This window comes from Nereida sp. MMG025, from assembly GCF_021654165.1.
Taxonomy (GTDB): Bacteria; Pseudomonadota; Alphaproteobacteria; order Rhodobacterales; family Rhodobacteraceae; genus Nereida.
Genome location: NZ_JAKFZN010000005.1, coordinates 18,036 through 44,476, shown reverse-complemented (window position 1 = coordinate 44,476; position 26,441 = coordinate 18,036). Strand labels below are relative to the sequence as shown.

The 26,441-nt window shown below is 59.2% G+C and carries 24 protein-coding genes; 18 read left to right on the top strand and 6 right to left on the bottom strand.

Annotated elements, in window-relative coordinates:
- Positions 1–8: 8 nt before the first annotated feature.
- A complete protein-coding gene (locus L1065_RS13075; protein ID WP_237095949.1) occupies positions 9–491 on the bottom strand; it encodes a TIR domain-containing protein in 483 nt (160 codons plus the stop codon).
- A 402-nt stretch (positions 492–893) separates the two neighbouring features.
- On the opposite strand from L1065_RS13075, the gene L1065_RS13070 reads away from it, so the two are divergent.
- The 3 genes from L1065_RS13070 to L1065_RS15850 all read left to right on the top strand — a co-directional run bounded on the left by L1065_RS13070 (position 894) and on the right by L1065_RS15850 (position 2,141).
- Positions 894–1,112 carry a hypothetical protein gene (locus L1065_RS13070; protein WP_237095948.1) on the top strand — a complete coding sequence of 73 codons (219 nt, stop codon included), beginning with the start codon at positions 894–896 and terminating at the stop codon, positions 1,110–1,112.
- 128 nt (positions 1,113–1,240) lie between these two features.
- A complete protein-coding gene (locus L1065_RS13065; RefSeq protein WP_237095947.1) occupies positions 1,241–1,576 on the top strand; it encodes a helix-turn-helix domain-containing protein in 336 nt (111 codons plus the stop codon).
- Between the two features lie 124 nt (positions 1,577–1,700).
- Positions 1,701–2,141: an ImmA/IrrE family metallo-endopeptidase gene (locus L1065_RS15850; protein WP_237095946.1), complete on the top strand. Its 441-nt coding sequence runs from the start codon at positions 1,701–1,703 to the stop codon at positions 2,139–2,141.
- Positions 2,142–2,221: 80 nt separating this feature from the next.
- Here the strand turns inward: L1065_RS15850 and L1065_RS13055 are convergent, their stop codons facing one another.
- The 4 genes from L1065_RS13055 to L1065_RS13040 form a co-directional block, all read right to left on the bottom strand.
- The gene (locus tag L1065_RS13055; RefSeq protein ID WP_237095945.1) at positions 2,222–4,708 is read right to left on the bottom strand and encodes a S8 family peptidase; all 2,487 of its coding nucleotides are present in this window, start codon (positions 4,706–4,708) and stop codon (positions 2,222–2,224) included.
- Positions 4,709–4,711: 3 nt separating this feature from the next.
- Positions 4,712–5,707, bottom strand: coding sequence for an AAA family ATPase (locus tag L1065_RS13050; protein WP_237095944.1), 996 nt, complete (start codon positions 5,705–5,707; stop codon positions 4,712–4,714).
- Positions 5,708–5,791: 84 nt separating this feature from the next.
- Entirely contained in the window at positions 5,792–6,391 is a 600-nt protein-coding gene (locus tag L1065_RS13045) for an SMC-Scp complex subunit ScpB (RefSeq protein WP_237095943.1), read from the bottom strand.
- A 2-nt stretch (positions 6,392–6,393) separates the two neighbouring features.
- Positions 6,394–7,290, bottom strand: coding sequence for a DUF1403 family protein (locus L1065_RS13040; RefSeq protein WP_237095942.1), 897 nt, complete (start codon positions 7,288–7,290; stop codon positions 6,394–6,396).
- 114 nt (positions 7,291–7,404) lie between these two features.
- Here L1065_RS13040 and L1065_RS13035 point away from each other — a divergent pair, with 114 nt between their 5' ends.
- Positions 7,405–8,505 (top strand): tyrosine-type recombinase/integrase, encoded by a 1,101-nt coding sequence (locus L1065_RS13035; RefSeq protein ID WP_237095941.1) that lies wholly within the window; start codon positions 7,405–7,407, stop codon positions 8,503–8,505.
- 58 nt (positions 8,506–8,563) lie between these two features.
- Positions 8,564–9,451, top strand: coding sequence for a recombinase family protein (locus L1065_RS13030; protein WP_237095940.1), 888 nt, complete (start codon positions 8,564–8,566; stop codon positions 9,449–9,451).
- Between the two features lie 377 nt (positions 9,452–9,828).
- Here the strand turns inward: L1065_RS13030 and L1065_RS13025 are convergent, their stop codons facing one another.
- Positions 9,829–10,056, bottom strand: coding sequence for an AbrB/MazE/SpoVT family DNA-binding domain-containing protein (locus tag L1065_RS13025; RefSeq protein WP_237095939.1), 228 nt, complete (start codon positions 10,054–10,056; stop codon positions 9,829–9,831).
- A gap of 596 nt (positions 10,057–10,652) precedes the next feature.
- Here L1065_RS13025 and repA point away from each other — a divergent pair.
- The 13 genes from repA to L1065_RS12960 all read left to right on the top strand — a co-directional run bounded on the left by repA (position 10,653) and on the right by L1065_RS12960 (position 26,441).
- Positions 10,653–11,834, top strand: a complete 1,182-nt coding sequence (gene repA, locus L1065_RS13020) for a plasmid partitioning protein RepA (RefSeq protein WP_237095938.1) — start codon at positions 10,653–10,655, stop codon at positions 11,832–11,834.
- 2 nt (positions 11,835–11,836) lie between these two features.
- Positions 11,837–12,808 (top strand): plasmid partitioning protein RepB, encoded by a 972-nt coding sequence (gene repB / locus L1065_RS13015; RefSeq protein WP_237095937.1) that lies wholly within the window; start codon positions 11,837–11,839, stop codon positions 12,806–12,808.
- A 272-nt stretch (positions 12,809–13,080) separates the two neighbouring features.
- A complete protein-coding gene (gene repC, locus L1065_RS13010; RefSeq protein ID WP_237095936.1) occupies positions 13,081–14,376 on the top strand; it encodes a plasmid replication protein RepC in 1,296 nt (431 codons plus the stop codon).
- A 145-nt stretch (positions 14,377–14,521) separates the two neighbouring features.
- Positions 14,522–15,616 carry a Fic family protein gene (locus tag L1065_RS13005; RefSeq protein WP_237095935.1) on the top strand — a complete coding sequence of 365 codons (1,095 nt, stop codon included), beginning with the start codon at positions 14,522–14,524 and terminating at the stop codon, positions 15,614–15,616.
- A 355-nt stretch (positions 15,617–15,971) separates the two neighbouring features.
- The gene (locus L1065_RS13000) at positions 15,972–16,910 is read left to right on the top strand and encodes an ArdC family protein (protein WP_237095934.1); all 939 of its coding nucleotides are present in this window, start codon (positions 15,972–15,974) and stop codon (positions 16,908–16,910) included.
- Positions 16,911–16,979: 69 nt separating this feature from the next.
- Positions 16,980–17,363: a DUF3768 domain-containing protein gene (locus L1065_RS12995; RefSeq protein WP_237095933.1), complete on the top strand. Its 384-nt coding sequence runs from the start codon at positions 16,980–16,982 to the stop codon at positions 17,361–17,363.
- A gap of 153 nt (positions 17,364–17,516) precedes the next feature.
- Positions 17,517–19,499, top strand: coding sequence for a ParB/RepB/Spo0J family partition protein (locus tag L1065_RS12990; RefSeq protein ID WP_237095932.1), 1,983 nt, complete (start codon positions 17,517–17,519; stop codon positions 19,497–19,499).
- A gap of 78 nt (positions 19,500–19,577) precedes the next feature.
- Positions 19,578–20,171, top strand: a complete 594-nt coding sequence (locus L1065_RS12985) for a regulator (protein ID WP_237095931.1) — start codon at positions 19,578–19,580, stop codon at positions 20,169–20,171.
- A 103-nt stretch (positions 20,172–20,274) separates the two neighbouring features.
- Positions 20,275–20,931 carry a hypothetical protein gene (locus L1065_RS12980; RefSeq protein WP_237095930.1) on the top strand — a complete coding sequence of 219 codons (657 nt, stop codon included), beginning with the start codon at positions 20,275–20,277 and terminating at the stop codon, positions 20,929–20,931.
- 104 nt (positions 20,932–21,035) lie between these two features.
- On the top strand, positions 21,036–21,335 hold the full coding sequence (locus L1065_RS12975) for a type II toxin-antitoxin system RelB/DinJ family antitoxin (protein WP_044353023.1): 300 nt from the start codon (positions 21,036–21,038) through the stop codon (positions 21,333–21,335).
- Entirely contained in the window at positions 21,322–21,597 is a 276-nt protein-coding gene (locus L1065_RS12970; RefSeq protein WP_093994038.1) for a type II toxin-antitoxin system RelE/ParE family toxin, read from the top strand. The genes L1065_RS12975 and L1065_RS12970 overlap by 14 nt, the downstream gene beginning before the upstream one ends.
- Before the next feature lie 106 nt (positions 21,598–21,703).
- Positions 21,704–25,966, top strand: coding sequence for a strawberry notch-like NTP hydrolase domain-containing protein (locus L1065_RS12965; RefSeq protein ID WP_237095929.1), 4,263 nt, complete (start codon positions 21,704–21,706; stop codon positions 25,964–25,966).
- A gap of 88 nt (positions 25,967–26,054) precedes the next feature.
- Positions 26,055–26,441, top strand: a complete 387-nt coding sequence (locus tag L1065_RS12960; RefSeq protein WP_237095928.1) for a DUF6878 family protein — start codon at positions 26,055–26,057, stop codon at positions 26,439–26,441.

The window sequence follows — 26,441 nt, the reverse complement described above, 5'->3', positions numbered from 1 at the left end:
AACCTACACTAGAGACTGACTAATTCGGCGAGCTTAGCAGCCACGTCCGTCATGGCCCCTTCCGCGGTGCTCAGACCGCTTCTAGAAGCAAGCATAGGGCTGACATTGCGAAGCGCTTCATAGGTGGTGTCGTGCACAACCGGCACGAGCAAGTCGGTGGCCAGAAGAACAGACAATTCCTTGTCAGCAATCCCTTCCCCGCGCAGACGCTCCAACAGCGCCGGTGTCACAAGCACGACCCCAACCCGCGATTTCGCTAAGCCTTTGTCGATTTCGCGGAGCAATGTTGAACCAAGAAGGACGTCTTTCTCGCTAAACCAGACCGAGACATCCAGCGATTCAAGCAAATCGTGCAATTGCTTAGCGGCCCCTGCCCGATCATCCCACGCGTGGCAAAGGAACACGTCACGCGGATCCGGCGGAGGCGTTCGCGTCTCGACACTGCGGCGGACCGGCGTAAGTGCTCGCACCTCAGCTGTGGTGTATGTCACAGTAGATCCTGAGGGAGACCAACTTGGTCTACTGCGGCCAGAACTGGAACCTCCCCCGCTGCTGCGGCCACCACTGATATATCCTGAGCTGGGATAGGACGGAGACGAATACGGCGAAGAGTACGATCTAAAGCCTCGGTACCCACCCCGACATGCCGGACAGTTTGCTGCGCCACTCGCAGTTCGGTGTCCATTTACTGGTGCTGTGCATCTTGCCATTTCATATCTCTCATCTTCTCAAGGGATTTGGAGCCTCCCGTGTGCGCTTATCGCTTGCGGCCAGGACGTTGTGTCAGCGCCGATCCAGCAGCGGACTTTGCCGCTTTCGATGCATGGGGGTTCCGAAGCGTCTTAGAAGCAGCGCTCGCAGCCCTTTTGCTGGTGACTTCATTGGCCCCACTCTTGCTGCGTACTTGCGTCAATGCGGAGCCAGCCGCGCTTTTGGCCGCTTTGCTGGCCGTGCGGCTTCGCAAGACCTTTGATGCTGCGGATGCGGCGCGCTTCCCAGTAACTTCTGTGTTTCGTTTCGTAGCCACTTTCATATTCCTCGTTCTGACTGCCGCTCAAGTGTTTGAGCTTATTTTCTTGCCTAAGATCATCGAAACCCGACGTCAGACTTGACGCACAAGCATGCACATGATTCACTGTCTTACATGAGAGACGTACCAAAATAGAAACGCAAACTGTCTCACTTGTAAGACAGTTACGGCGAATTAATCATAGAGTCAACGCATCTCTTGGGAGAAAGTATGAGTCTTCAGATTCAAAAACTCGGCGCTCGCATAGTGGAGCACCGTGGCCCTAGTGGCGTCCGAGCAGCAGCAGCAGAAATAGGTGTGAGTTCAGCTACCTTATCACGGATAGAAAATGGGCATGTCCCGGATCTGGGAACTTTTGCAAAAATCTGTGCTTGGCTAGGAGAAGATCCTGCCGTGTTCTTGGGTATCGAAGCAAATCGTTCCGTTAGGCCGCCCCCAACGGTGCATATGCGCAAAAAAAATACGACGTCAGTTGAAACAGCAACTGCGCTTGGCGCCATGATAGTCGCCGTCCAAAATGCCATCATCACTCGGGAAGAACTTTGAATAAATGCGCAGAGGTTTTAAGGCGCATGCCGAGCGACTGTCGCTTGAGACACGAGATCGGCTAGGCGTCCGTAGTGACACCGCTATCGATCCCATCGCCCTTGTTCAGTCTAAGGGATGTCTTGTGTGGACACCTCAAGATGTACCAGAATTGGACGTCTCGCACCTTACCCAATTAACCGTCTCTGATCCAGATAGCTGGGATGCTGTTACGATTAAGGAAGGTGACTGCACGGTCATTGTCATCAACAACACTCGCTCTGCTGCCAGACAAGCAAACACTATCATGCATGAATGGGCGCATCTTGAGTTGAAGCATAGACCAAGTCGCGTCGACGAATTTGAAAATGGCCTTTTGCTTCTGAGTGACTATCCAAAAGAACTTGAAGACGAAGCTGATTGGTTGTCTGGCGCAATGTTAGCACCCCGCGACGGTTTGATCGCCTTGCGAAAGCGGGGACTTGATGATGACCAAATTGCTGAGGCCTTTGGCATAAGCGGTCAGCTCGCAACCTGGAGGCTTCGGATGACGGGTATCGATCGGCAATTCCGTCGTAGGTACTAATGGCAGCGAGTGGTTGAGTCAGGTTTTTCCATACGACAAGCGAGCTCGAGTCGAATGAGAAAGCAATGATCAACTAGGCGCTACACCCCAACTTCCACTCCGGTCTGAATCGCCAAGACCTGTTCAACTTCGGTGTATAGATCAACCTCGACGTCTGGGGACTCAAGACTTAGCACCAATGCGTATCGTGTCTTGCGGTTGACCATTCCAAGAGACGGCCGTTCACGCCACCACCCCGTAACTGGAAATATGCAAATCTGGTCACGTGCAGCCAATTCAATCGCTGGGCCCTCCCAAACGTCTACATGTAGCGACCCAGCTGCAATCGACTTTGGGCCAAAAAGCCATTTGTCGTTCGGATCGCCACCAGCTCCTCCCGCGCCAAGTGCAGCATTGGTACGTGCCCGGAACCGAGCGTCACCCTCTCGAGAACGCTTGAGATCAAAGCGTAGTCCGAACGAGCGATATCGAGCAGGATCAATGGTCGCCGCTGAAGTTGGATTGGGCTCAATGAAATAAGACAATGCGACGCGTAATTTGACTGTCGTATTTTCCAAGACTTCAAGGGTATCGCGTGGCCAGGGAAGATCATAATAGTGCGCCTGCCCAAAACTCACTTGCCCATTTGCTCTTTGAAACGGTTGGATATGGGCTTGGGCGACAAAGGCCAGATCACTTTGCGCTGAATTTAATGCCCACGCCAATTCCGGTGCGCCGTATCCGTACTTCCGCCGAAGTGGTTTACGCGCTGTAAGGTTTTCGGCACCTTCCAGTCCCGCCAACATATGCGGTGACCATCTGGCGCTATGGGCCACTAAGGCGCGAACAGTTTCAGGCCAATATTCGGGATAATACGCAGACAAGCGTGCGGCCATACGCGCAGATTGTGCTGTGGCAGCGCTCGTCGCCCAAAAAGGGGACAAAGGTCCCTCAACACCACCTTTGCCTGTCGTTAAAACAGAAAGAGACGGCAATCCGTCCATAACAGGCTCGTGTTCACTTAGCGCACGATTACCGGCCTCAAACACAATATCAGGCTTGATTGGCGCAGAAGTATCAGGCCACGCAACTGAATTTCGACCGTAAGGACTTGGTTCCCCCACGGACGCTGCGACAGTCCAATCTTCAAACCCTGTATCTTGGATTTGGTCGAGATAAGTGATGCCGCCGAGGCTGAGCACATTCCACGCTTGCGACGGGTCTTCGCCCGGAAACAGATCCGCATCAGAGATGTCCGCCCAGTTCGGGGAAGGCGGGACATTGCCAATGGACTGAATCAACAGCCGCCTGATCGGTTCTTCTTCTTCATTTGCCTGATCCGCTCCCGACGCAAGCTTGTCCAAAGACGCGCTCCACTGCGTGGGGCGGTCCCCAGGGCGATCTTCATTTGTGATAGCCATGCAAATGATGCGGGATCGGTCTGGCTTTTCAATCTCAGCTAGCGAAATTGCGGAGCTCGTAATTGCGCCATAGTTCGCGGGATCATTCGCAGGAAATTCCGCAGGAGGCATGACATTTACGGTTTCCAAGCGATGTGTCAGCACCGGCTCGGAAGAGTCTGAGAGTGGAACTGTTAGATCGCCGTGTAAGCTGAGTCCTGCCATGCCAGACCCGTGGCCTTGGAAATGATGGTCGCTTACGCCCCAAGCAGGATCAATCGTGTGCTGGTCTTCAGGTACAAGTGCTGGTTCGAGCAAGGGATGGGCGCGGTTCGCTCCGGTGTCGAGCACGCAGACTGCGACCGCATCCTGGCCTGGCCAAGTTGTGCGCGCCGCCAAATTCTCAACCATGTCATCTTGAAAGTCGGCAAGATCATCCATGATGATGGACGGGTTGTCTGTAACTAAGCCAATTTCAGCAATCCCGCCGTCTCCTCCATAGATAAGCAGTTCAATCTCCGCACGCCGCGCAAATATTGGCAGGACGACCGCTTCGGGAAACTCCACCCAGCGGTCCTCTGGCGCAACTGTTGCGCCGAGCCTGCCAGCAAACGTTCGCACGTCATCGATGCAATCAGGCCAGCACCAAACGCCCCACCACATCCGAGTTTGTGGTTCCAAGGGTAAGGCACTTGGATCATCGCGCCACAAATCGAGTAGCTGGGCATGACGTATCCGCTCGATTGGCGCGACACGACTCATTTTTGGCGGGTTACCTTTATCGGTCAGGTCGCCATGACCGTAGTCTTCCAAAACTGCTCGCAATACAGCTCGGCTGTTGTCTGGAACATGCAAAACAATTTGCCGCTCTCCAGTCGGCAGTTCTTTTTGGGTGCCCTCGCGGGTTCCTTCTGTCTTCCTTTCAACGGCAGTTTTGGAACCTGACGCATGCAAGTCGACAACTAGGTAAGCGCCTTCACCTGGAGGTTGGTCTACTGGAAGGTCAGCTATTTCCGGGCGAAGCGCATCAGCAGCGCCAAAGGCGGTATCCAGCTCGGCACGTAATCGATCAGCGTGCGCATCGCGTTCCCGCTGATAACTGGTCCGTGGACCTGAACTTCTTGACTTATAACGTTCGGCACTGACTAGATGAGAAATATCAACGTGCCGGAGATCATAATCCGGCATTGGTTATCCCTCTTTTGCAAAAACCGTTCGCATGCCCTGGCGAGCTTCGATCTGCGTTATCAAATTTTCTGTTTTCAAGGTGTCTTTTTCGGAAAGAATGGCTTCTTTAACAGCTTCTTCGGCTGCGCGTGCAATTTCACTTTGGCTGAGGCCCCTGGCCGATTTGGAAACTGACTTCCAAGCAATCCGCGGATATTTTAAGGGTCGGATATGACGCCGCACAATGTCACGAACTTGTTCGTCAGATGGCATCCCAAATTCAAGAACGCCGTCAAATCGCCTCTGTAGGGCACGATCGAGTAGCTCCGGGTGGTTGGTCGCAGCAACAATCAAACTGTCGGTGGTTGACGGCTCCTCCATAAATTGAAGGAAGCTGTTTAGAACTCGCCTCATTTCGGCGACGTCATTAGTTGCTGCGCGATGTCCACCGACAGCATCGAATTCATCGAATAAGTAGACACCGCGACGCTGCAAGGTCTCGTCAAAGACAAGCCGAAGTTTTGCTACCGTCTCGCCCATGAAACGCGTTATCAAGCTTTCGAGACGAACAACATACAGCGGTAGGCGCAATGTCCCGGCAAGGGCTTCTGAGGTCATTGTTTTCCCAGAACCTGGTGGGCCAGCCAGCAGTAGCTTACGTGATGGCGTACGATTGTGTTCGCGCAACCATGTGCGCTTTTGCTGTTGGCGGATGATCGCATCAAGCCGGCTCCGCAATGCCTCCGAAAGGATCACATCATCAACACGGATCTGCGGATCGCGCATGTCGAGGATCGACGAGAGATCGCCTCTCGGCTTTGCAAAGGCAATCGGAACGGTCGGTCGATCACCCCGTTGTCCTCTCACAGTCTCTACGGCAGTGCGGATTTCTTCAGCAGTGCTGCGGTGACCTTGGCGCGCTTCTGCAGCCGCGACCTGCAAAGCGATCGACAAAAATTGTTCTTCGTCACCTTCGGCATGAGAACGTAGCAGAGACAGAATTTGCTTTGCGTTGGACATTTTTCGACCTCAATGGCTTTCACAATAGAACTGAACCGAGTGATTTGGCTAGGTGCGAGACCGACTTTCGGCTGGGACAACACGTCATTGTGCCATCTCCACAAACCCGGCGTCCTCAAGTTGTTCTTTGTCGGGGAGTTCAGCCAGGCTTTCCAGATCGAACGCGATCAGAAACTTTTCGGTGGTGACATAGGTGTAAGGCGCTCCACGTCGCGGGGATCGTGGGCCTGTCCCGATCAGTCCCTGCGAATGTAATCTGCCGATCAGATCGCGGCTGATCTCCTTGCCGAAGATGTCCTTAAGCCCATCTCGGGTGATCGGTTGGTGGTAGGCGATGGCGGCCAGCACGGCGACCTCGAACTCGCGCAGGTCCAGCTCTTGCGCGCCAATGTCGGCTGCCGTTCGAATGGTCGGCGCGTAGGCGCCCCGCGTGCGCATGATCCAGCCACCAGCGACATGTGCTACTTCGAAGGACCGGCCTTCCAGATCGGCGGCCAGATCGTCGATCAGTATCTCGACCGAAGCCCCCTGCCCCACGACCTTCGCTAGATCCTCACGCGCCACCGGCGACGCAGAAGCAAACAACACAGCCTCGATCCGGCGCATCCACTCGCGCCAACGCAGCTCCGCAGGCAGGTCGGCCAGCTCCCGGTCCAGCGCCTGATCAGTCTGATCCTTGGCCATCGTCAGACGCCATAGAGCCGAAAGGTGTCGCGCCCGGTCAGCTCGCGCACGGCGCCAAGCGCGACCAGCCGGTCGCAGAACCGCCGCGCCGCGCGATCAGATCGCAGCGAGGTCAGCACCGTTGGTGCCACCGCATCGCAGTTCAGAAACCTCGAAACCGCCTCGTCCGCGCCCTTTGCTCTTAGCTTCGGCGCAACCGTTCGCAGCCGCGCGGCCCGGCGTGACAGATCAGTGGCCCCTCGCGTCGCTTCGGTCGCTGCCGTCCGAATTGCCCAATGACAGGCGAACCGCAGCTCTTCGCCCGTCTTCCGCAAATCGGTCCGCTTTACACCGGGGCCTAAGAGCGGCGTTACATGGGTCCAGCCAAGCGCCTGTGCCAAAGCCGCGTCGGCCAGCACCAAGGCGGTCGCATAACCGCGCGGCCGATCCGCAAGGACAGCCTCCAAGATCGCCGCCGCGCGCGCAATCGGTTCCCCCTGCCCGCCAGCGCGCGGGTCGCACCCGTCGAGCCACATTGCGATCTGCTCCGCCGTCGCCTCAGGCAAGGCTCGATGAAGCACCTTGACCATGACTGGACGTTCCACCGCTCGGTGCCAGGAGAGATAGATCTCCCCCGCCGGTCCGGGGTTGTCGCCCGGTTGCAGGAACGCCATCGCATCGCGCATTTCGGCAGACCGTTCTGGACGTCCCTGATGCGTCACACAGGCCTCCGCCGCGCGCAACGCTAGACGCTGCCGCAACAAGGCTTGGGGGACGCTTTGTTGGTTCAACACAATATGCAGGTGGCTGAGCGCTGCGCCTGACAAAAACGCCACATCTTCAAGGGTTTCAGCGCGTCTGGCCATGACCCAGGCGGGCATGCGCGGTAGTGTATCAAAGCTGTCAGAGGCATAGGTCATGCCACAACCCTATCTCGCGACGGCGCTTTCCGCTACCAGATAGTGTACAAACCGCCCCACCCTGGTGCACATTTCTATGTCCAATAAGTTTGCATTATCGGACATAATAGAGATATGTTCCTGAATATGGCCAAATCACCCAAAAACAGCCCTGCAGACCCCGAGAAATCGCGCTCAGCGCCCCGCAGCACGCCCGTTGAGGACGAGCTCAACGAAAGAGACGGCGCAATCGCCGTGCCCGCTCAGGTGGCGGGCTCCGGCGCACTTGATCGGCTGGTCGACACCGCGCGCGATTATGCCAGGGCGTCGACTGCCGAGAACACCAGCCGTGCCTATGCCGCCGATTGGAAACACTTCACGCGCTGGTGCCGGCTGAAAGGGACAGAGCCTTTGCCCCCCTCGCCTGAGATGATTGGTCTCTATCTGGCCGATCAGGCAACCTCATTTTCCGTCAGTACAATCGACAGACGCCTTTCCGGTCTCGCCTGGAACTTTGCCCAGCGGAGCTTCACGCTGGATCGCAAAAACCGCCACATCGCCACTGTGCTGGCGGGGGTCAAACGCAAACATGCGCGCCCGCCGGTGCAGAAGGAGGCGATCCTGGCCGAGGACATCCTGGCGATGGTGGCCACCCTGCCCTTCGATCTGCGCGGTCTGCGCGACCGGGCGATCCTGCTTCTGGGCTATGCTGGCGGGCTTAGACGCTCCGAGATTGTAAGCCTGGACGTCTGCAAGGATGATACACCGGACAGCGGCGGTTGGATCGAGATTCTCGAAGAGGGCGTCCTCCTCACGCTCAACGCCAAAACAGGCTGGCGCGAAGTGGAAATCGGTAGGGGCTCAAATGATCAAACCTGTCCTGTACAGGCGCTGGAACAATGGCTGCATTTTGCCAAGATCGATTTTGGGCCGGTGTTCGTCCGTACGTCCCGTGACGGTACGAAGGCCTTGGAGGCGCGGCTAAGTGACAAGCACGTCGCCCGTTTGATCAAGCAGACGGTACTGGATGCTGGCATCCGATCAGACTTGCCCGAAAAGGAACGTCTCGCATTGTTCTCTGGCCATTCGCTGCGCGCTGGCCTGGCCAGTAACGCCGAAGTAGATGAGCGCTACGTTCAGAAACACCTCGGCCACGCATCTGCCGAGATGACTCGCCGTTACCAACGTCGCCGTGATCGATTCCGGGTGAACTTGACCAAGGCCGCGGGTCTGTGAATGCGCCATCAATCGGTCGTTTAATAGCGATACATTAAATTGCAAACGGCCCATTTTCATGCCCCTTATAGGCTACGCCCGCGTGTCGACAGAGGATCAGACCCCTCTGCCCCAGTCTGAGGCCCTGCAAACTGCGGGATGCGTTGAGATCTTCGAAGAGCACGCCTCAGGCGGCAATCGTGCCCGGCCAGTGCTTGCGCGAGTGTTGGAGCGCATCGGCCAAGGCGACACGCTGGTCGTCGTACGGATCGACCGGCTCGCACGGTCTTTGTCGCACCTTCTCGAGGTGATCGAACGGCTGGAGGCCAAGGGCGCCTTCTTCCGCTCCCTGCAGGACCCCATCGACACCGCATCCCCGCAGGGCAAGTTCACGTTGCAGGTTCTGGGCGCCGCAGCCGAGTTCGAACGCGCGCTGATACGTGAGCGCACTCAGGCCGGGCTTGCCTCTGCGCGCGCCAAAGGGCGCGTTGGTGGCAATCCTGGGCTACGCGCCAAGGATCCCGCTGCGCTGCGCAAGGTACGGCTGGCGCGACAGGACGGCTACATGGAGCGCCTCAACGAGACCGCGCAGGATTGGGTGCCCCATGTGCGCCGCTTGCGGCCGGATATGGCCTGGGAAGACCTGCTGCGGATCATCAATGGCCCCCTGCCCCCAGATCGCTATTGGACACGAAGCCGACTGCTCCGCGCTGTGAAGGCATATGTGCGCGACGGGTTCCTTCCTGCCGAGGTGCTAGGCCGGGCCGGACGCCGCGAAACCGACGATCGCCTGCCTGCCATCGTGGCCGGCATCAAGGGCGCGGACCCAGACATCACGCTTCAGGCGATCTGTGATCGACTGGAGTCGATGCGTGAGCGTACACCACGTGGAAGAACAAGCTGGCAACCATCCTCCGTCAAGATGTTGCTCGAACGAGCGGAGCGACTTGGTTTGCTGGTCAGGTAAGTGGATTGACGACGCACAGCCGGCTTTCGATAAGCAACACGTCGTACAAGTCCTCGCTCCACAGGATCGTGCAGCCGGCGATCAGTGCGGCAGATATGATCATCGTGTCATAGACCGATTTCTCTTAATTTTCTGCCAGCTCGCGACCCACTTGATGGGTTTGAGCCGTTATGTCCACGAAAGGCCACTAGGACTTCATACCCTCAAGAAGCGCTCCGGTATCTTCCTAGCTGAGCCGAGTTTTCCGCCGACAACTGACCATCGCTTCGTTGAGGATCTGGGCGCTTGTCCGAGGTCCCTGCCCCAGAATTTCCACTGCTCTCTCAGCCTTTTGACCATCGTCAAACACGTAGAGCACGATATTTGTGTCTGCGAAGTCAGCGTTCATGCGCGGCGTCGCGGCTTAGACGCACGTCCTTGGGCAGTTTCCCGCGAAATCGCCTTAACCCTGGCAGGACTTCATCGGCGCTAGGTTGGCGCCTGACCAGAATGGTTCCGTCTCCCTTTACCAGGTCGATATGGTCGCCGGCCTTTAGGCCCAGTTCCCGCACAAGACCCGTGGGTAGCCGGACGGCAAGGGAGCTTCCCCATATGGCAACTCGCATGGTGTCCTCTCAGGTATGGATAAACATCCGTGTATGCTTAAAACTATCAATAAGTAAGCTTTGCTTCGTTTAAGGCATTGTCCTGTCTACGCCGTGCTTTGTGCCGGATACTGCTTCCGCGAAGCGAGCTATCGCGATGCCCCCTACCCTGCCGAGGATCATTGACGCTTCAGAGATGACAGTGCTTTGACCATAGGTTCCAAGGCAGCGCCGCTATCTGATCGTCTGGCCTCAGGACTTTAGTATCAATACAACTATGAATTTGATCCGATAGGGTCATGGATTTGCCGTCGGTCTGTAGGCGCGTTGTCTGATCCGATCTGGGTTCACGGTATCTCTCGCTAGCCGGATTTTGGTCGAGACACCTATGTGAAACCGGGCCTCAGCGATATCTAGTCGGCGCAAGATGCACTTGTGAACCACCAGTTTGTGAGTGCTGTTAACAGCTGTTAACTCGGGAAGGTGCGTGGCTTCCCTAGTAGCGCTTTGGTTCAACAGCACAATTTGTGGATAAAATCCTTGACTTAACAGGGTGAATCACGGCCATTAGAGTCAAGTTGCGCAAATAAGCGCGTTCGAGCAGAGAAATTGCAACTATGTTTCAGACGGCACCCATCGAAGCGGCGTCCCAATCCGAGCTTACAAGCCAGATGGCCGCGCGTCTACACACGGCGCTCACGACGCATCTTCAACAGGCCTACGCGCCCGATCAGCGAAAAAATTTGAGACTATTCAGCGCAACAGAGACTGCTGACCTACTCGGCGTAACCGGACAATTCTTGCGCAAGTGCCATAGCGATGGGTCGTTGCCGGAGCCGGAAGTCATCAAGAACGGACGGCGCTTTTATTCCGGGGAAGAAATCCTGCAAGCGCGCCATTTCCTAGAGGCAAGCTCTCGAAAGCCGGGCAAGTATCTTCCTGGGCGTCGCGAGGGTGACAAGCTTCAGGTCATTCAGCTGATGAACTTCAAAGGTGGATCTGCAAAGTCCACCTCCGCGATCCATCTGTGTCACTACCTTGCTTTGAGTGGCTACCGGGTGTTGGCGATTGACTTGGACCCACAAGGGAGCCTCACAGGCTTTTGCGGGATTCAAACTGAACTGGAGTTTGAGGGAGCCTCGATTTACGACGCACTGCGTTATGACGATCCAGTACCGATGTCTGAAGCTGTCGTGGAAACCTATTTCCCAGGCTTGCATTTGGCGCCTGCCCGCCTCGTGCTGAGCGAGTTTGAGACTGAAACAGCGGTCAACGCTGGGCGCGGCGTCGCATTTTTTGAGAAGCTCAGTCTAGCGATCCAGTCCGTTGAGAGCGACTACGATGTTGTGGTGATCGACAGTCCGCCAGCTCTGGGGTTTTTGACTTTGACCGGCCTTTATGCTGCGACCTCTGTCATCGTGCCGATGACGCCAAGCATGCTCGACCTCGCCTCTACACAGCAGTTTGTCGAGATGACGTCCGCATATCTCGGGGTGATCGAGGACACGGGCGTCAAACTCGATCATGATTTCTTCTCTTTTCTCATTACTCGGGACGATCCGAGCGACATTCCCAGTCAGCAGATTGTGAGCTTGATGCGTGCCTTGTTCCAAGATCGTGTCGTTGGGGCGACGGGACTGCGCAGTACGGCAATTGGCGATGCGTCGATGCTGAAGATGTCGATCTATGAGGTTGCACGATCCGAGATGACGCGGTCGACCTATGATCGGGCAAAGAACAGCATGGATGCAGTAGGTGCGGAAATCGCAGGGATGCTTCAACAGGCATGGGGACGTTAGTCATGGCAATGGGGAAAAATAAGACCGGTATCATGGCGGCGATCACAGCGGCAAGCGAAGCATCGAAGGAGGGTGCGTCCGACCGGGCCCATCGGACCTTGCCGAAGGGGACTATCGGTTCGGTTCGTGCAGGCCTCGGGGGCATTCAGGAAATCGACACCAACTTGATTCTCGCCTGGGGCCCGAAGGATCGGATGGATATCGAGTTAACAGCTGTTAACAGTGATGCGCCAAATGAATCCATTCAGGACCTCGCCAACAGTATCGCTGAGTCGGGACAGCAAGTTCCAGTGCTTCTGCGTCCCTCAAAGGATCGTGACGGTCATTTTGAAGTCATCTATGGCCAGCGACGCATACTTGCGTGCCGCCATCTAGGCATGCCGGTGCGGGCTCTGATCCGCACGCTCGATGATACCGATGCCCTCATGGCGAAGGGGCTCGAGAATGCCGGCCGTGCGGAGCTAAGCTACTATGAACGTGTTCGGTTCGCACAGGCGATCCTCGAGCAGGGATACTCGCGCGCGGAAGCATGCCAAGCTTTGGCGATCAGTAAGAACACTCTTTCACAGCTTGAACGCATCAATCGGCTTGTGCCCGTTGCGGTTGGTGAAGGCATCGGCGCGGCCCCGGGCGCAGGGCGTCCCAAATGGACGACCCTCGCTACAGCGTTCGAGAAGGACCAACTTTCGGAGGAGCGTGTGTTGGATGTGCTTGGTCAATCTGGTGCCCTTGATTCCGACGGGCGGCTGGACCTCGTCCTCAAAGAAATTGGCAAACGAGGCAAGCAGGAGCGATCTGTCGAAGAGCGCTCGCCCGTTCCCGGTGTGCAGATCAAGAGTGGAAAATCGGGGCTCTCAGTGACCGTAAAGCGGGTAGGGGAGAACACAAGATTCGCGAATTGGCTGGATCAGAACCTGGACCAGCTCATTCAAGAATCCTTCGATCGGTTCCAATCAGAGAGCCACGAAGGATAGCGGCGGTTAACAACTGTTAACCGTCAAGACGGAGGCACTGAGCAGAAAGGAGGACGGCACAAAAGAAAAACCCTCGAAACCGAAGTCCCGAGGGCTGCTGCGCACAAGGCGCGATTTGTTTTGACACTACAATCCTAGCAGCCCGCGAATCGCTAAACAACGAAAAACGTCTTCGGGCGAACAGGTTTTCTGTGCCTAGATAAAAAATGAAGAAATTCAATGATGCTCCGCACGGAGCGACTGGGACAGTCATGCCTCAGAAGGGTGGAGGTATGTCCAATATCAGCCAACCCTCGGGGTGGCGCAAAGCGACGGCCGGACTCGCGGTCGCTGAACAGCACGCACAGGCTGGTGAAAGAGCAGCCGTTCCCAAGTCACAGGCCTTTGTCGCCGTGAAACGCGTTGGCGCACATATTGGCCTCAAGGCTGGCGACATGCTGCTTCTCGACACGCTTGGAGCCTTCACACAGGCCCAGGACTGGGAGGAGGGACAGCGTCCGATCGTCTGGGCGTCCAACGCCTATCTGATGGAGCACACAGGCTTTTCGCTCTCCGCGCTCAAGCGCCATGCGCGGCGTCTGGCCGAGATCGGCGTGATTGCCTTCAAGGACAGCCCAAATGGCAAGAGGTGGGGCCACAGAGACGCTGACGGTCGTATCATTGAGGCCTATGGCTTTGATTTGTCGCCGCTGTCGGCTCGTGCCGAAGAGTTTGGGCAGCTACATGCTGAACTGCAGGCCGAGCGTGAACTCTGCCAGCGCCTGAAGCGCCAGATCACAGTTGCGCGCCGGATGATCCGCGCGAGGATCGACGCGGCCCTCAGCGGCGCTCTGAGAGGTCCCTGGACGCAGCTCACAGGCCTATTTGAGGATCTCTTGGGCCGCCTGCCACGCCGGAACACGGCCTCTGGGATGCTTGCGCGGCTTCTGGAGTGGTTCAGGGAACTCCAGGAGCGCGTCGAGGCAGCCTATCTCAAAGCGGTTCGCGCGGATGAGGTTGTGGAAAACACGCCCGTAACGACCGAACAAAGGCCTAAAGTGACTCAAGAATTGGACCCCAGGGAGGTCATTTCTGAACCCCATATACTAACTACAACTCAACTAAATCCTGTAACCTGTAATCGCTCAGAAACTGAGCAAGTGGCGGCCGTGGTGCCAAATGCGCCACCGGAAGAGAAGGTGGATAGGGAGCTCGAAGATTGGGTGGCTGAAACACGTAAAAAACGTGGTACGGCGCTTGATTTGCCGACTGTGATGCAAGCTTGTCCTGAATTCGCGTCCTGGGCACGCAATATGGGCGGGTTTCTGAAGGATTGGGGCGATCTGCACCGGGTTGCTGGGCAGTTGAGGCCGATGATCGGCGTCTCAGAGCACGCTTGGAACCTCGCTCAGGACCGGCTTGGGCCTCAGATCGCGACCGCGGCGTTGGTTCTCACGTTTGACAAGCATTGCGCCGGAGAAGTGGCGTCTCCGGGCGGATATCTGCGCGGTATGGTCGAGAAGGCCGGGGCAGGGGAGCTGCATCTCGAGCGCAGTTTCTATGGCCGGCTGGGCGGACAGGCGGCGTGAAGCAATGCGCAAGCAGTTGTCCCGCGGTCCAAGTTCCAGGTGGGGCATGGGGAGATTACCGCCTGTATTCTCCGCAATTTTTGCGGTGCATATTGTTGCCTTGCGGATATAAAGCGGTATAATCTCCGCAAGGAATGCGTAAAATATGACCTACATTCACGAGATCCCTGATTGGCCGAAGTTTACCTGGGACAAGGCCATACTGTCTTCACAACTTGCTGCGGTCCGTCACCGTCAAGGCAAGCTCTTGGGGCGCATGGAGGGTCTTGGCTTCGATCTTCGCAACGAGGCAATGCTTAGAACACTCACCAGTGATGTCGTCAAGAGCAGCGAGATTGAGGGGGAGACGCTCGACAAGGATCAGGTTCGATCGTCAATCGCAAAGCGCTTGGGTCTCGAAATTGGCGGGCTGATCCCGTCTGATCGCCATGTTGACGGGGTCGTCGAGATGATGTTGGACGCGACCCAGGCGTTTGACCAGCAACTGGATGCTGAGCGTCTGTTCGGCTGGCATGCGGCCCTCTTTCCGACTGGGCGAAGCGGAATGACCCGGATCAGGGTAGGAAAGTGGCGTGATGGCCCCATGGAGGTTGTATCAGGACCCTATGGCCGCGAACGGGTGCACTTTGAGGCGCCTGAAGCCGCGCGGCTCCACGCGGAGATGACTCGGTTTCTGTCCTGGTTTAACCAGACACCCAAAACGGATCCCGTCATTCATGCCGCCATCGCCCATCTGTGGTTTGTCACCATCCACCCGTTCGATGATGGCAATGGGCGCATTGCGCGCGCGATCGCGGATATGGCGTTGGCGCGATCCGAACGCAGCTCACAGCGGTTCTACAGCATGTCGACCCAGATCCGGCAAGAGCGCAGCGCTTATTACGATATGCTCGAGACGACCCAAAAAGGGGGGCTTGATGTCACGGCGTGGCTCGTTTGGTTCCTGGATTGCCTGGATCGTGCATTCGATGGCGCAGAAATCATTCTTGAGGCCGTGTTCCAGAAGGCACGGTTCTGGGAGCAACACGGAACAGCCAACATAAACGATCGCCAACGGGACATGCTCAACCGCCTTTTGGATGGGTTCGAAGGAAAGCTAACGACGTCGAAATATGCGAAGATCGAAAAGTGCTCACAAGACACGGCATATCGCGACATCCTCGATCTAATCGACTTGGGAGCTCTTGAGAAAGATGAAGCCGGTGGACGTAGCACCAGTTATTCTCTGACAGCGACATAAAGAGGCTTGTCACAGGCGAAGCCCCAGACGCCGACTCCAAGCAAGTATCAGACAAGCGTCGGTGAGGCTTGCCAGTCTGTAAATAAACCTAAAGGATTGAAAAAAAGCGATAATCAGCAGGTGTAAACACGTCTTTGCCGATGTGCGTTGCCGATCTTGAGGTGCTGAGTGCAATGAAGATGAACATCGGTTTGTCGGCCTCGGAAGTCCTCGGCCTGTGCCTCCGGGCTGGCGGAAAAGGAAAGTGTTCTTCGGGTTTTGTGACTGACGGATGAGGGGCCTTGGGGGTCCCTCAGATGGGTCCGGGCCGGGTTCCGGTCTGTCTTTCTCACCAAAACTCGAAAGGATGCCAGCCATGGCCCGATCCCGCACGCCCAAGTTCGATGCCTCCGAGGTCATCACGAACGAAATCATCCGCATCATCGAGCGCGGCGTTCTGCCATGGCGCAAGCCCTGGACCGCTGGTGGCAGCTCTCGTCCCCTGCGCGTGGGCGGTGAGCCCTATCAGGGCGTAAACAACTTTCTGTTGACCTTGAGGACCGTGCTGGCGGGCCACAGCTCGCCCTTCTGGATGACGCTTCCGCAGGCCAATGCTTTGGATGCAAAGGTTTGCAGGGGCGAAAAATCTTCTGTCGTTGTCTATTACGGTCAAAGCCGGAAAGACGCCGGCAGTGAGGATGATCAGGGGGAGACCGATGATCGCTCCGAAGAGGGTCGCGTTTTCCGCTTCCAGAAATCCTACCGCGTGTTCAATGCCTGCCAGATCGAGGGCCTGCCGGACAGCTTCTATCCGGACCCCGAGCCAGCGCCCGAGCATCCGCCGTCCAAGCCTATCCCGCATATGCAGGCGTTTTTCGACGCCATCGACATCACGACCATCTTCACGGGGACGGATGCCTACTATCTGCCGCCCGTGGATAAGGTCTTCATGCCGTCGATTGCGCGGTTCCACGATCCGCGCAATTTCTACGGGGTCTGGGCGCATGAGCTGGCCCATGCCACCAAGGCGCGCCATCGGCTGAACCGGGACTACGGTTTGTCACGCTTCGGCAACACGGCCTATGCCCGCGAAGAAATCGTCGCCGAGCTGACCTCGGTTTTCCTTGGCCAGACGCTCGGTTTCACCGCGCATACGCTCGAGATGAACGTGGCGTATCTCTACAATTGGTTGCGCGTTCTGCGCTCGGACAAGGGCGCCATCTTCCGCCACGCCGCTGATGCGCAACGTGCCTGCGATTACCTGATTGCCAGATCGGAGGCGGGCAGGGCAGGTGAGGCCGCCGAGGCCGCTTGAGGATTGTGCGTCGGCAAAAGGGAAAGAAGGCTTTGGGAAGGGTGTTTCAACTTTTCAAAGGAGAGCCCCATGACCGTTCAACCCCAGCCAGACCGCCCGGATCCGAGTGTGATCGCCGCGCAGAACGACGCGTTTCGCAAGCTCGCGTGCCTTGGAGTGCCGCCCGCGCAGCCCATCCAGGGTCGCATGCATGTCACCCGCTCGCTCATGGAGGCCGGTGATGGCTTCATGGCCGAGGCGGTCAAGGCCACCGGTGAGTTTGCCACGTTCGAGCCCGAGAATGATCCCGAAGGCTGGCATGATTTCGGGGCGGTCGAGATCCGCGGCGAGACCGTGTTCTGGAAAATCGATCTCTATGAAGCAGACTCAGATTTCCGCTACGGGGCTGAGACCCCGGACAACCCCGCCACCACCATGCGCGTGCTGACCATCATGTTGGCGCTCGACTGGTAGGGCAGGGGACACCCCCTCCTGAAACCCGAGGCGATGAAGGCCCACTGACCCCTCAAAGGGAAAGTGGGCCTTTTGTCATGGTGATCCCTGAAGCCGGGGATTGGTCACGCGCAAGCGCGCGGGCCGCATCTCACCCACCTGGAAGGATATCCCATGACCACAAGCTTTGCCCCTCTCACCGTCGCGATCAGCGATCTGGTCCCGCATCCCGCCAATGTGCGCAGCAACTCCCCGGAAACCTATGATGCCGAGAACATCGCCAATCTGAAGGCCAGCATCTCTGTGCTGGGCCTGCTCCAGCCGCTCCTGGTCCAGAAGCTCGAGGGCAAATACGCCGTGCTGGCCGGTGGCCGACGCCATGCCGCGCTGAAGGAACTGATCGCCGACAAGTCCACCAAGGGGTTCACCGCGAAAACCAAGGCCGACTGCCGCCTTGTCCCTGACGACTGCGACGTCACCACGGCGCTGTCGCTCGCCGAGAACATCACCCAGGCACCGATGAATGCGCTCGACGAGTTCGAGGCCTTTGCCCAGATGATGGAGGTCGACGGCCAGACGCCCGAGACGATCGCAAAGACCTTCGGCACAACCGTCGCCGCTGTGAAAGGCCGTCTGCGCTACGGGCTGATCCACCCCGATATCCGCGCGGCGGCCCGGGCCAAGTCGATCACCCTCGACACGATGAAGGCCTTTGCAGAGCACCCGAGCCAGGGGGTGCAGCGCGAGGTCTTCGAGGCGCTCACGAAAGACGACGGCTATCTGCAGGCCTATACCGTCCGACAGGCTCTCAAATCCCGCGGCGTGCAGGTCAGCGACGATATCGGGGCTTTCGTGCGCGCGGACTATGAGGCACGCGGCGGCGCGATCGCGGCTGACCTTCTGGAAGAGCATTCCGTGCTCGAGGATGCGGCGCTGGTCGAGACCATTCTGCTCGAAAAGCTCAGGGCCGCCGCCGAGGAGGCCCGTGTGAGGCTGGGCTTTGCCTGGGCCGATGCGATGGTGCGCTATGATTACGCGACCATGGCCGACTACGGCCGCGTCTATCCCGGCCCGATCGATCCGGATGAGGCCGCCCAAAAGCGCGTGGATGAGATCACCGCCGAGCTTGAGAAATTGCAGCTCGAGATGGAGGATGAAGGGCTCGAGGACAGTGCCTACAATGCCCTTTACGAGCGCGTGGACGCTCTGGAAGAGGAAGCCCGCGACCTGCAGGAGGCTTATAGCGCCGAGGACCTGGCCCGCGCCGGTGTGATTGCCTCGTGGTCGAGCGGTAAGATCACGCTCCATGTGGGCCTCGTGCGCTCGGAGGACGTTGTGAAAGAGGAGGGCGCGCGTGGCTCTTCAAGCAACCCAACGGGGGAGGAGACCTCTGACGCCGGCGAAATCAGCTACCCGGCCTCGCTGGCAGAGGACCTCAAGACCGAGCGAGCCATGGCATTGGGGGCCGCGATGGCGCTGCATCCCGAGGCCACACTCGATCTGACGCTCTTCAAGCTGGTCAGTGACGTTCTGGCCAACGGCATGAGTGTCACGCAGGCGATCAAGGTCGAGGCCCGCATGGAATACCGCACCCACGCCAAGATGGACGAGATCGACGAGACCTCGCTCGAGCAGGTGGCGGCGGCGCATGATTTGCTGGACCTCTCGTGGCTCGATGACAGCCGCTCGCCCGCCGATCAGTTCGCGGCGTTTCGCGCGCTGGAAGCAGGGGAAAAGGCCAAGGTCGTGGCCTATGCGACCGCCAGCACCACGCAGTCTTGCTTCGCGCGGGACCAGCTGCGCGACAGCCTGATGCATGACTTCGAGATCGAGGTCATGCCCGACATTCGCGCCCACTGGACGCCGAATGCGGCGCTGTTCAATCGTTTCAAGAAGGCCTGGCTCCTGAAGATTCTGGGCGAGGATCTGGGTCTGGCCCAGGAGGCGGTGACGCTGGCCTCCTCAAGCAAGAAGGAGATCGTCGCCTTCTGCGACAAGCTCTTCGCCGAACCCTTCGCCACACTCACGGACGCGCAGCGCGCTGCCGTGGCCGCCTGGTGTCCGCCCATGATGCAGACGGCCGGTCTCGCCTTTGATGAGGCGGAGCCCGCTGCGGAAACCCCGGAACCTGACGGCGAGGTCGCGCAAGCAGCCTGAGCCATCATACGACCCGCGCGAGGACCATGCCGCCCGCGCGGGTCGAACCTTTCCCACACCCAACCGAAAGACATCCCCATGGCTATTCTCAAGTTCTCCGCCTCCGCTCTCGCAGCGCAGATCGCCCATGCGCGCGCATGCAAGACCTTCCTGCCCAATTGGAACGGCCCCGTGGACAGGCCCGCACTCATCCTCATCGTCGGCAATGGCGTGCATCTGCGCTCGAACGGCATCGATGGCACGACCACTCGCATCGTCGCGACAGAGCAGGCCGATCCTTCCTTTGCTTTCGCAGATGGCATGAACCCGTTTCGCGACACCGACTGGATGGCGCAGCGCCGCATGGCGTTTCGCGATCTGACGGGCCAGTTTTACACCGACATCCTCAACGATGTGCAGGTGCTCATCGACCGGGGGCAGGGGGCGATCCGGCTCGCCACTGATGGCCACAGTATCCGCGTCTTCGTGCGCCGGGCCTCGGATTATCTCATTGGCGGGACCTACGAAGTGCCTTCGGGTCTTGGCGGCACCTTCCGGGTCATCCTCAAGGATGCCTGCGACACCTTCGCGATCGTGCACAACTGCGGCAATTGCGAGGATTTCGACGCCATGCAGCCCTACCGCGTGCCGCTCGATGCGCTGATGGAAATCGATGACCGGAGGGCAGCGTAACACGCCCTTTCTCAAACAAGCATCGCCAATACCCTGCCGGGCCTGCGGCCCTCTCGGGACATTGGCGACAACAATTTTCCCCAACGACAGAAAGGACTCTGAAATGGGTTGGCTCTTCTACACCGACGGCCGCGTCCAGACCTATGCGGATGAGAAAGCGGAGATCACCCGGCTTTGCACCTTCGAGGGAGACAGGCGCAGAACCGAACTGGTCAAGGCCTGTAAGGTCGGCTCCACCTGGTATGCGGCGGCTAGGGTTACCAATCGCGATGGCACCCCTGTCGAGGACGCGACCTATGTCACCGATCCTGACGGTTCGATCACTTTCGCCGCTGTCTTCCTCACCGCCTACGACGATGGGTGTTGGGGCTACAAGGATATGGAGGAAAGCGCTGGCCCGAACGCGTCGCGCGCGCCCCTTGCGCTGATCGAACTTCTCTCCGACCTGAAAGACCCGGACAGCTACGCCCGGGACTGGCGCCAGCGCTGCCGGGAATGGGCTTCGATCCCGAACTACGAGGAAGGCGACAAGATCAAGCTCGCAAAACCGGTGACGCTCACCGATGGCAGCACCTGCCAGATCGTCACCGCGATGCACTACAGACGCGGGCGGCAAAAACGCCGCTGCTACCGCATCGAGGAAACTGGCGGGCTCGTACGCCTGTCGAAAGCGACGCTTTCCGGCTCGGAGCTGCTCAGCTCCGCGAAAGGTGCTGCTAGCCAGGTGCTGGCGGAGTATCTCGCGGGGCAGGGTGGCTGAGTTTCCCGCTGAGACAACACCACGGGACCACGCGCGCACATACTGCCGACTTGAAATCGTATCTCAAATGAGATACATCACTCCCATCAACTGGAGGACCATCCATGCCTGCCCAAACGTCCATGCTTCATGTCCGTGTTGACGATCAGCTGAAAGCACAGGCTTCGGACGCGCTTGCGGGCGTCGGTCTGACGCTCTCCGACGCGGTGCGTATTCTTCTGACCCGCGTGGCCGCAGAAGGCGGCTTGCCTGCCGGATTGACCGCTGATCCGGATGCCTATGACGCCTGGTTCCGGGCGAAGGTACAGGAAGCGCTAGACGATCCAAGGCCCACAACGCCCCATGCCAAGGCGATGCAAGACGCTCAGGCATTGATTGACGGGAAGCGCCTTGCCAAATCTTGAATGGAAAGCGACGGCCATCGCCGACTTGCTGGCAATCATTGACTACATCTCTGACGACAACCCGGATGCCGCCCAAGTTCTTAAAGACGAGATTGAACACAAGACGTCCCTCCTTCCAGAACGCCCTCAGATGTACCGCGCGGGCCGTGTGGACGGGACTAGGGAGATGGTTATTCGGCCGAACTACATCGTGGTTTATGCTGAAAGCCCTGAGATGGTGACCATTTTACGCGTTCTTCATGCTGCGCAGCAGTGGCCATGATGGGGGTGCAGGCCCCCCGCTAAGAAATTGCCCGCTCTACGCCTTCAAAGTGTAGAGCGGGCTTTTTGTCCTTTGGAACTCAGACCCTGATCCAAAGGAATTCCCCATGTCCAAGCCCTGCTCAACGCTCCCCGATCCTATTGAATCCAAAGCTCACTTCGTCTCTGCCCTCGAGCAGATCGGCACGGAGATCGACCACCAACCCCTGCGCAGCTCAGCGCTCGCACGCATCATGCGAGAGACCTTTCATGGCAGCGATACCGGCGGTGCCTGGGACTGGCGCATGGCCTATGACCTGATGCAGGCCGCTGCCATCCAGGTGCTGCTGCGTGGGGACGGCGCAGCAGGTGACATTGCCGCTGCGAAACTCCTCGCGTCCCGGCTCCTGACGGAAACCCGCCGGTCGGAACAGCAGATCCGGCTGCAGCAGTTTTCCACGCCACTGCCATTTTCCGCCTTGGCCGTGCGGGCGGCTGCGGTCCGCAAGGGCGAGACCGTGCTCGAACCATCTGCCGGCACCGGTGCCCTGGCTGCTTTCGCTACTCGGGCCGGTGCCACGCTTTTGCTCAATGAAATCGACCCCTTTCGCCAGCGCCTCCTGCGCGCGGTCTTCGGCGGCGAGGTGACGGGCCATGACGGCGAGCATATCGACGATCTGCTGCAGACGCCGGATTTGCCCGACGCGGTGGTGATGAACCCGCCCTTCGCCTCTTCGATCGATCGCTCCCGCGACAAGCACATCGCTGCCAAACATCTCATCGCGGCAGCAAAGCGCCTGGCACCCGGTGGGCGGCTGGTGGCGATCATGCCGCCGCGGTTCAGCCCCGAACGTGATGCCGCGCATTGGTCCCGTGCCTGCGGTCGCCTGACGCCGCGCTTGGCGCTCACGATGCCGGGGCAGGTCTACCGCAAGCTCGGCACCTCTGTGGAAACCCAGCTGATGGTCTTCGACAAGGTGAAGGAGGACGGCGAGATGATCCGCGTCTCTGTGCGGGATCTGGATGAGGCCCTTCCTTTTGTCGACGCCGTGGCCGCGACTCGGACCGAGATGCGCCACGTACAACAGGCGGCGGTGATCCCTCACGGGCGGCCGACCGTTCCATCATCTGCCCCGCGCAAGACCGCCGCTGTGCCTTTTGCCGCCTCCAAACCACGGGCCAATGCCGTCCGTCCGCTCAGCTTCACAAGCTTCGATGTCCCGCGCGACAACACACCCATCTCGGACATCTATGCGCGCTACCGTCCGCAGCGGATCGAGATCGCAGGCGCGCAGGAACATCCCACGCCGCTGGTCGAAAGCATCGCAATGGCCTCGGTCGCGCCGCCCATGCCCTCAGGCGCGGGCAGTGATGACTTGCGCCTGCCCGCACGGTTGATCGAGGAGGGAGATCTCTCCGAGGCGCAGCTCGAGACCATCATCATGGCGCATGATGCCCACGGGCGCGACCTGCCGGGGCGGTTCACAATCGATGATGACCAGACCAAGCTGACGCGCGCAGATGATAACCCGCATGCGCGTGCCTATCGCCTCGGCTATTTCCTCGGGGACGGCACTGGCTGCGGCAAGGGGCGCGAGTGCGCGGGTCTTATCCTTGTCAACTGGCTGGCCGGGCGCAGGAAGGCGATCTGGGTCTCCAAATCCGCCACGCTGATCGAGGATGCCATCCGCGACTGGACCGATCTCGGCGGCTCGCCAGCCGACATCCAGCCGCTCACCAAATGGAAACCGGACCAGCCCATCCCGATAGGTGACGGTATCCTCTTCGTCACCTACGCCACGCTGCGCTCGGCCGGCAAATGCGGCACCACGCGGCTGAGCCAGATCCTCGACTGGATGGGCGAAGATTTCGACGGCGTCCTCGCTTTTGATGAAGCCCATGCCATGCAGAACGCGGCCGGCTCCGAGCAGGGCAGGGGGGTCAAACCCTCGCAGCAGGGTCTTGCAGGCCTCCGGCTGCAACTGGCAGCACCCCGCGCTCGTGTCTTCTACATCTCGGCCACGGGGGCCACGAGCGTGCACAACCTCGCCTATGCCGCGCGTCTCGGTCTCTGGGGGCAGGGGCCGGAATACCCCTTCCCAAGCCGCGAGAGCTTCGTGTCGGCGATGGAGGCAGGCGGTGTCGCGGCCATGGAGGTGGTCGCGCGCGATCTCAAGACGCTCGGGCTTTACACAGCCCGCGCCCTCAGCTTTGATGGGGTGGAGTATGACGTGCTCGAACACGCGCTGACCCCGGCGCAGATCGAGATCTACGACGCCTATGCGGGTGCGTTTCGTACGATCCACCACAATCTCGAAGCTGCGCTGACTGCCACTGGCGTCAATGACGCCTCGGGCCAGCCCAATGCCTCAGCCGCACGCGCCTCGGCCAAGTCCCGCTTCGAGAGCACGAAGCAGCGCTTCTTCAACCACCTCCTTATGGGCATGAAAGCCCCGACCATAATCCGTGCCATCGAGGACGATCTGGCGGCGGGCGAGGCTTGCGTCATCCAGGTGGTCTCGACGGGTGAGAGCCTGCTGAAGCGGCGGCTTGAGACGATGGACTCGGAGGATGAACTCGTCGAGGGTGCCTTGACGCCGCGCGACTACGTGCTGGGCTACCTCGAACAGGCATTTCCGATCCACGCGCAAAAGCTCGTGGAAATCGACGGCAACATGGTGGCTGAGCCGCTCCGCGATGAGACCGGCGCGCTGGTCGTCTCGCGTGAGGCGCTCGCTTTGCGTGACGCGGCCATGATGGAGTTGATGACGCTGGCGCCGATCCCCTCGGCGCTCGATCAGATCCTCTGGGCCTTTGGCGACGAGGCCGTCGCAGAAGTCACGGGGCGGTCCATTCGCCCTTTGAAGGCTGAGGACGGCCATCTCTCCATCGAGAAGCGCAGCGCCAGTAGCAATTCCTCCGAGACCCAAGCCTTCATGGACGGCGAAAAGGATGTCCTGATCTTCTCCGATGCAGGCGGCACGGGCCGATCCTATCATGCGGCGCAAACGGCAAAGAACCAGAAACGGCGGCGGCACTACCTGCTGGAGCCCGGCTGGCGCGCCGATGCGGCCATCCAGGGGCTGGGCCGCACGCATCGCTCGGCCCAGGTCAGCGCGCCCTTCTTCCGGGTCTGCACCTCCGATGTGCATGGCGAGAAACGCTTCACGTCGACGATCGCCAAACGCCTCGACCAGCTGGGGGCCCTGACCAAGGGCCAGCGCGAGACCGGCTCCCAAGGTATGTTCCGCGACGAGGACAATCTCGAAAGTCCGATCGCACGGGCCGCGCTGCGCGGGTATTTCGCCGATCTTGCCGCCGGGCGCGCCGAGGCGATGAGCTACGAGAGTTTCACCGACTCGACAGCCCTGCGGCTGATCGACAAGGACGGGGTGCTGCTTGAGGAGCTTCCGCCGATCCAGCGGTTTCTCAACCGGGTGCTGGCGCTGCCCATCCACATGCAGAACGCGCTCTTTGCCGAGTTCATGCGCCGGATCGCCGATCAGACCGATCGGGCGCGCGCGGCGGGCATGCTCGATCTCGGGGTGGAAACCCTGCGCGGCGAAAAGATCGAACAGGTCTCCACAGAGGATCTCTGGACCTGCCCGAAATCCGGCGCGGTGACGCGGATCATCGGGCTCGAGGTCACCGACCCGGTCCGTGTGCTGTCAGCGGATGACGCCCTGTCTCGCGATCCCGACAAGCTCCCCATGGTCAACCGCGCTTCGGGTCGCGCGGCGCTCATCTCGGCACGGCCCATGCAGATGTACGACGAGGACATCGTCACGCTGATGCGCAAGGTGGTGCGGCCAAACGGGTCGAGCTATCTCGAAGAGACGCGGTTCGGGTCTTCTGCCTGGGAAGAGATCGGCAAGCCTGAGTTCACCCGCCTTTGGGATGCCGAGGCTGCGTCCCTGCCAAAAACCACCACAACCAAGCTCTACCTGTTGACTGGGCTGCTGCTGCCGATCTGGAAGGACATTCCGACCACCAATGAACGCATCTACCGGGTCACGCCGGATGGGGCGACCGCCATGATCGGGCGCACGCTGAGCGAGGAAGGGGCAGCGGCCCTCCGCGCACGCTTCCTCGTCTCCAACCCGCAAACGCCGGAGGAGATGCTGACTGCCGCCCTCGGCACCACCGTACCTGTCGATCTGGGCCGGGGTCTGATCCTGACCCGTCGCCGGGTCGCAGGCGAGATGCGCCTCGAGCTCTCTGGTGCGGATAGGGGCATGATTGAGGGTCTCAAGGCCCTCGGCTGCTTCACCGAGATCATCGCTTTCCAGCTACGGGTATTCCTGCCGCATGGGGACGAGATCGACACGGGGACCATTCTGGCTCGGATTGTGGGGCAGGGGCCTGCCATAACGGCGGACCAAGCCGCCTGAAAAGTCAAAGCGGGCTTCCGGTCAGGCGTCGCGGATCTGGATTTGACCGGTCTGCGCGCCCCCCAATTGCAGACAAGAGGACAGACCCATGACCAATCTCCAGATCGATTTTTCCGCAATGGCGGCTCAGTGGCGCGCCGAGCGCGAAATCACCTTGAAGGCATCCCGAGCGGAGCTGCTCGCGCAACTACGTGCGCGTGGCATCAGCGAGGTCACTGCCGAATACGAAGGCTATGGCGATTCCGGCAATGTCGAGGATGTGATCGTGCAGCCTGCAGAGGTCCAACTGCCTCAGCAGCTTGCCACCGAGGTGGGCGATTTCGCCTGGTCGCTCGCCTATCACCATCACCCGGGGTTCGAGAACAACGAGGGCGGCTATGGCACGCTGACCTGGGACATAGCACAAGACAGCATCACGCTCGATCATGCGGACCGCTATGTCGAATGCGCGCACAGCTATGACGAGGGACTGTGA